The sequence below is a fragment of the Streptomyces sp. B1866 genome (assembly GCF_031932565.1).
In the GTDB taxonomy this organism is placed as follows: Bacteria; Actinomycetota; Actinomycetes; order Streptomycetales; family Streptomycetaceae; genus Streptomyces.
In genome coordinates this window covers 1-976 of sequence record NZ_JAVSCF010000549.1, presented here as the reverse complement: position 1 = coordinate 976, position 976 = coordinate 1, and the positions used below count along the sequence as shown (strand labels likewise).

2 protein-coding genes are annotated in these 976 nt (G+C 75.3%); both read right to left on the bottom strand.

The window, feature by feature from the left end:
* Positions 1-736, bottom strand: a 736-nt coding sequence (locus RKE29_RS30115; protein WP_312008876.1) for an AraC family transcriptional regulator, incomplete at its 3' end; no start/stop codon positions are given.
* Positions 737-782: 46 nt separating this feature from the next.
* Positions 783-976 (bottom strand): helix-turn-helix domain-containing protein (locus tag RKE29_RS30110; RefSeq protein ID WP_312008875.1); only part of this gene is annotated, 194 nt, incomplete at its 5' end.

The following is a 976-nucleotide window of genomic DNA, read 5'->3' as shown; positions in this document are numbered from 1 at the left end:
TCACGGAGATGTGGTGCGCGGCGGCGATGTCGCGCGGTGTCAGGTCCGCGTCGTGCAACCGCTGGAGGACGAAGGACTGGACGCGCAGCGCGAGGGTCCGCTGGCGGCTCTCGGGCGGCAGGGCGGCCTCGGCGTCGAGCACCTGGGCGAACAGCGCCGCCATCAGGTCGGCGAGCGCCAGGCCGATCCGCGGGCCGTCGCCCGGCCGGTACGGGCCGGGGTCGGCCGCCAGCCGGGCCAGCAGCCCCGCCAGCAGCGCGCCGACGCCCTCCCGCCCGGACAGCGGCCGCCCGACGACCCGGGCGACCCGGTCCTGCGGCAGCGGCAGCACCGCCCGGGGTACCTCCAGGCCCACGGAGGAGATCGGCCCCTGCTCGCCGGTGCGGATCTCCCAGGGCCGCCCGGAGTCGTTGGTGTGCAGGTCGTACGAGGACAGCGACGCCTCCTCGGTGCCCCGGGTCAGGCCCGCGGTGCCGCGCAGCAGCAGCGACACGTGGAACACCTCCGGGTCCGACTGCCGGATCAGCTTCCCGGTCCGCTGGAAGGTCATCGGCTGGAAGGTCGTCGGCCACACCGTGACCGGTCCCAGCTCCAGGTGGCGCAGGTGCGCGCGGAAGTCCGCGGCGTGCGCGCTGCGGATCTCCATGGGGGCGTGCGCCCGGCTCAGGCACTCGCGCCAGCCCTCGAACCGGTCCTGGACCGGCAGGTCCTCACTGCGGAACACCGTCTCGAACACCACGTCCCCCTCTGGTTCTCCCGCGCACCGGTTCCCGTGCGCGGCCTCACGCCCGCTCGCTCCCGCCGTACGTCTCCCGCCGCACGCGCGCCCGGAGCACCTGGTGCCGGTAGTCCCGGGGGGAGACACCGTATGCGGTGCGGAAGGCGCGGCTGAAGTCGGAAGGGTGCGTGAAGCCGCATCGGGTGGCGACGCCGTGGATGGGCAGGGCGTGCAGGGCCGGGTCGGCGAGGTCGCGGC